The organism is Halochromatium salexigens (assembly GCF_016653295.1).
Taxonomy (GTDB): Bacteria; Pseudomonadota; Gammaproteobacteria; order Chromatiales; family Chromatiaceae; genus Lamprobacter; species Lamprobacter salexigens.
On the sequence record NZ_NHSF01000037.1, the window covers coordinates 1 to 5,245 of the forward strand.

The 5,245-nt window shown below is 59.8% G+C and carries 4 protein-coding genes; all 4 read right to left on the minus strand.

Going from position 1 to position 5,245, the window contains the following annotated elements:
- Positions 1-13: 13 nt before the first annotated feature.
- Entirely contained in the window at positions 14-1,168 is a 1,155-nt protein-coding gene (locus CCR82_RS05840) for an ISAs1 family transposase (protein WP_242513288.1), read from the minus strand.
- A gap of 68 nt (positions 1,169-1,236) precedes the next feature.
- Complete coding sequence (locus CCR82_RS05845; RefSeq protein ID WP_201244466.1) at positions 1,237-2,460, minus strand: DUF444 family protein; 1,224 nt, start codon at positions 2,458-2,460, stop codon at positions 1,237-1,239.
- A gap of 54 nt (positions 2,461-2,514) precedes the next feature.
- Positions 2,515-4,437, minus strand: a complete 1,923-nt coding sequence (locus CCR82_RS05850; protein ID WP_201244467.1) for a PrkA family serine protein kinase — start codon at positions 4,435-4,437, stop codon at positions 2,515-2,517.
- A gap of 701 nt (positions 4,438-5,138) precedes the next feature.
- The coding region (locus tag CCR82_RS05855; RefSeq protein WP_201243171.1) for a transposase at positions 5,139-5,245 on the minus strand (107 nt) is incomplete at its 5' end.

Below are 5,245 nucleotides of genomic sequence, written 5' to 3' on the forward strand. Positions count from 1 at the left end.
CAGGGCAATCGCATCAAGATTTGCTAATATTAGCTTTCCCTGATGCTCCTGTTTCCTCCTTGTTCTCGGGCCACTCGAAGAGCAGTTTTGCAAGGTAATCCTCGTTGCAAGCGGCCTTCAAGCGTTTGTTCTGCAGCCCCACCTTGGTGTCATCATTCTTCAGCCGTGAGAGGGCGAGGTGACGCAGCACGGCGAGATTCTCACGCGCCACCGGCTGGCGCACACGGCACTCATCCTCGCGAAAAGAGATATCGAGATTCCAATGCAGCCCGTTTTCGATGCCCCAGTGGCCCCGCACCGCGTGGGCAAAGCGGTTAGCGCTGGTGCCGATGCTGCCGATGAAGTAACGGGTTTCGATCGAGACCTGGCCGTCGACCTCGCGGCGCGTGTCGACCATGCCGATCATGTTCAACCCCTCCCACAATTTGCTGCGGGGCACCCCAGAGAGATCGCCCAAGGTGCGGTAGCGACGCGTCTCGAGACGGCCATGTCCGCGCTCGATGGTCTCGAGGACCTCCGAGTCGACACCGTCATAGTCCCTAGCATCGGCGTCGATGAACGCCTCCTCGACCTCAGCGGCCAGCGTTTCCTGGTTGCCTTTGAGCGACAGCACGTAGTCCCCACCCTGCGCGATGATCTGCTCGGCGATCTTGGTCTGACAGCCCATGGCATCGATGGTGACGATACAGCCTTCCAGCTTCAGCCACTGCAGCAGCCGCGGGATCGCCGTGATCTCATTGGATTTCGTCTCGGTCGCAACCTGGCCAAGCACCACGCGGTTCGCCGTCGCCCAAGCGCTGACCACATGCAACGCCGCCAACCCCTTGCCGCGATCGTGCGAGCGGCGCACGCGCTTGCCATCCACGGCCACGATCTCATCGGGCAGCAACTCGGCGACCGAGGCACTCCACTGGCGGAAGCATGCGGCGAACTGCTCAGGGTCAATCAGCGCAAACACGCGCCCGAAGCTATCGTGCGACGGGATGCCATGGGGCAGCGTCAGAACGGTGCGCAACCACGCCTCCTTGGCCTTGGCGAACGTCGCCACGCCCACCCAGCCATCAGCGCCGCCAAGCGTCGCAGCGATGGCCATCACCAGCATCTCGCTGAGCACATGCCGGCGCTGCGTCGGACTGCGCGGATCTTCCAGTGCGGCAAAATGATGCATGATCGATCGTTCTACACTCAGGTCGCCCATGGCTGACATCCCCCAACCGTCAAAACAAAGAGCGGGGATCATCGGAGATGTAGGATGGAGCGTCTAACAGTATCCGCTAATATGTTGATGCGATTGCCCTGATACCAGAGACTTTGATGTTGACGCGGGGTGATCTCGACATAGGCGTAATAACGCAGCAGTGGCATCAGGTTCTGGATCAGCAGATCGCGGCAGATGCTCGAATCCGAATCCCAGTTATCGCCATCCGAGGCCTGCGCGGCATAGATATTCCAGCTCTCGGAGTCGTAGCGTTCCCGGATCACCTCATCGGCGAGCTGCAGCGCGCTCGAGACCACGGTGCCGCCAGTCTCGCGCGAGTAAAAGAACTCCTGCTCATCGACCTCTTGGGCGATGGTGTGATGACGGATGAAGACCACCTCGATCTGGTCGTAATTGCGTTGCAGGAACAGATAGAGCAGGATGAAGAAACGCTTAGCGAGATTCTTGCGCACCTGGTCCATCGAGCCCGAAACATCCATGATGCAGAGCATCACCGCCTTGCTGGTCGGCTCCGGCAACTTGGTGAACGACTGATAGCGCAAATCAAAGGTATCGATAAAGGGCAATGCGGCGATGCGCGTCTTGAGACGATCGATCTCCTCGCGCAATGCGATGACCGGGGCATCCGTCTCTCCAGCACCAGCGGCCAAGAGTGCGGCGAGTTCCTGCTCAAGCTCCCGAATGCGCCCACGATAGGGGGCGCTGAGCGCGGTGCGCCGGGCGATGGCACCGCGCAGCGAGCGCACCACGTCGATATTGGTCGGCGCGCCCTCGGTGGAGTAACCGGCACGCACGGTCTTGAACTCGGTGGTGCCGATGAGCTGATTGCGCACCAGATTCGGTAGCTCAAGATCGTCGAAGAGCAGATCGAGGAACTCCTCGCGCGAGAGTTCAAAGACGAAATCGTCCTCGCCTCGACCACCGCGTCCGGCCCGGCCTTGCCCAGCGCCCTGACCCTCGCCGCCCTCGGGCCGCTGCACCCGATCACCAGCCTCGAACTCCTTGTTGCCGGGATGAACCATGTCGCGCTGCCCACCCGAGCCATGATGGAACTGTGGCTCCGAGATGTCCTTGGAAGGGATACCAACCTGCTCGCCGCCATCAGTATCGGTGATGCTGCGCCGGTTGACTGCGTCGGACGCGGCCCGTTTAAGCTGCGTCTTGTAACGGCGCAAGAACCGCTGCCGATTCACGGTGCTCTTGTTCTTGCTGTTGAGCCGTCGATCGATGAAATGGGACATAAACTAGCGCGTGATTCCGGTTACTCGGGCCTTGGGTCGCTTGCGGGTAGCGGCCTACTGCGCCTTGCGCACCCGTAGATACCATTCCGAGAGCAGGCGAACCTGTTTCGGGGTGTAGCCCTTCTCGACCATGCGGTCGACGAACTGCTCGTGTTTTTTCTTCTCGTCGCTCGAGGCCTTCGTGTTGAACGAGATCACTGGCAGCAACTCCTCGGTATTCGAGAACATCTTCTTCTCGATGACGACGCGCAGCTTCTCGTAGCTGGTCCAGCGCGGATTGGCGCCGTTGTTGTTGGCCCGTGCACGGAGCACGAAGTTGACGATCTCGTTGCGGAAGTCCTTCGGATTCGAGATCCCGGCCGGCTTCTCGATCTTCTCCAGCTCCTCGTTCAGCGAGCCGCGATCCATCATCTCGCCGGTATCGGGATCGCGATATTCCTGATCCTGAATCCAGTAGTCAGCATAGGTCACGTAGCGGTCGAAGATATTCTGACCATACTCAGCGTAGGACTCCAGATAGGCAGTCTGCAACTCCTTGCCAATGAACTCGGCATAGCGTGGCGCCAAGTATTGCTTCAAGAAGCCGAAGTAGCGGTCCTGCACCTCCTGAGGCAAATGCTCGCGCACGATCTGTTTCTCGAGTACATAGAGCAGATGCACTGGGTTAGCGGCAACCTCGGTGTGATCGAAGTTGAACACCTGCGAGAGAATCTTGAACGCGAAACGCGTCGAGATTCCGGACATGCCTTCATCAACCCCGGCATAGTCGCGGTATTCCTGCATCGACTTGGCCTTCGGATCAGTATCCTTCAGGTTCTCGCCATCGTAGATGCGCATCTTCGAGAAGGTGCTCGAGTTCTCTGGCTCTTTCAGCCGGGTGAGCACCGAGAATTGCGCCATCATCTCGAGCGTGCCCGGCGCGCACGGGGCTTGATGCAACGAGCTATGGCGCAGCAGCTTGTCGTAGATCTGCTTCTCTTCGGTGACGCGCAGGCAATAGGGCACCTTGACGATGAAGACACGGTCGAGGAAGGCCTCGTTGTTCTTGTTGTTGCGGAAGGACTGCCACTCCGACTCGTTACTGTGCGCCAGGATGATGCCCTGGAACGGGATCGCTGAGAGTCCCTCGGTGGCGTTGTAATTGCCCTCCTGGGTCGCGGTCAGCAGGGGATGCAGCACCTTGATCGGCGCCTTGAACATCTCGACGAATTCCATCAGGCCCTGATTGGCCCGGCAGAGCGCACCCGAGTAGCTATAGGCATCGGCGTCATTCTGCGCGAAATGCTCGAGCTGGCGGATATCGACCTTGCCGACCAGGGCCGAGATATCCTGGTTGTTCTCATCGCCAGGCTCAGTCTTGGCCACCGCGATCTGCTCGAGGATCGATGGATAGAGCTTGACGACGCGGAACTTGGTGATGTCGCCGTTGTACTCCTGCAGCCGCTTCACGGCCCAGGGCGACATAATGCCCCGCAAGTAGCGCTCCGGAATGCCATAGTCTTCCTCGAGGATCTTGCCATCCTCTTCTGGCGAGAACAGCCCGAGGGGCGACTCGAACACCGGCGAGCCCTTGATCGCATAAAAGGGGATCTGTTGCATCAGCTCCTTGAGCTTCTCGGCCAGCGACGACTTGCCGCCGCCGACTGGCCCGAGCAGGTAGAGGATCTGCTTCTTCTCCTCGAGCCCCTGCGCGGCATGCTTAAGGTACGAGACCAAGTGCTCGATGGCCTCCTCCATGCCATAGAAGTCGGCGAAGGCTGGATAGCGTTTGATCACCTTGTTCTGGAAGATACGGCTCAGACGCGGATCGTTATGGGTATCGATCAGCTCGGGCTCACCGATGGCGGCCAGCAGGCGCTGAGCGGCACCCGCATAGGCCATCGGATCGTTTTTGCACAGCTCCAGATACTCCTGCAGGCTCATGTCCTCCTCACGGGAAGACTCATATCTGGCCTGATAGCGCTCGAAGATCGACATTCAAGATACCTCGCTCGGAAGTCACGATCGTGGGGCGCAGCCCTGGCACGCAGGGCTTGCAGCCGCTGCGCCGACGCGCCAGTTAGTCTCTTTCAGCCTTGATGCGTTCTCTGAAATGAACGCCCCAAGCCTGTTATACAAGCTCCTCTTTGCCCACACCCGCTGGGGCTCCAGCGGCTCCTCGAGCGGAGCTCCGACCGGACCTCGAGCGAACGGTTACTTCGCCGGCACGCAACCGGCACTTCGTGGGACATCAGCCGCCTCCACAGCCGAGCTGGCGTTCGCGACTCGCCGCAGTCTCTGCAACCTCGGCAATCTCTGCGCCACGCGCCTGTGCAACGCGGCGAGACCTGCGGTTCAAGCCTGATAATGCCAGCTTCAGGTGCCCTTGCGTCAAGTAGTCGCACCAGATCGGTGCGGCATCATCAAGGTGACCCGGCCATCCGACGACGCAGCCAGCTGTGATCCCTCAGCCACTCTTGGTTAGACAGCCTCCGTCGCCCGGGTTCAGCCCGAAGCCAATAGCACAGCCCGCGCCAAACTGTGGCCTGAGCGATAGCAAAGGCCGAAGTTAGCGCACCGTCTTTCCGGCGCCTAGCAGCCTGTCGGACTTAACGGTCCGAATCATCTTTTGAGCCCCTTTCGGGGCGAAAAATGGCGCTATTTTGGCAAAAATCGCTGTTTTCTCGGGTTTTTTCTGATTACGGGCGCAGCACGGCCATGCGTTTGAGATTCCACGCCAGGCACACCAGGGTCCATTCGCCTTGGACGTTCTGCAGCCCACGGGTCAGGAACTGACGAAACCCCA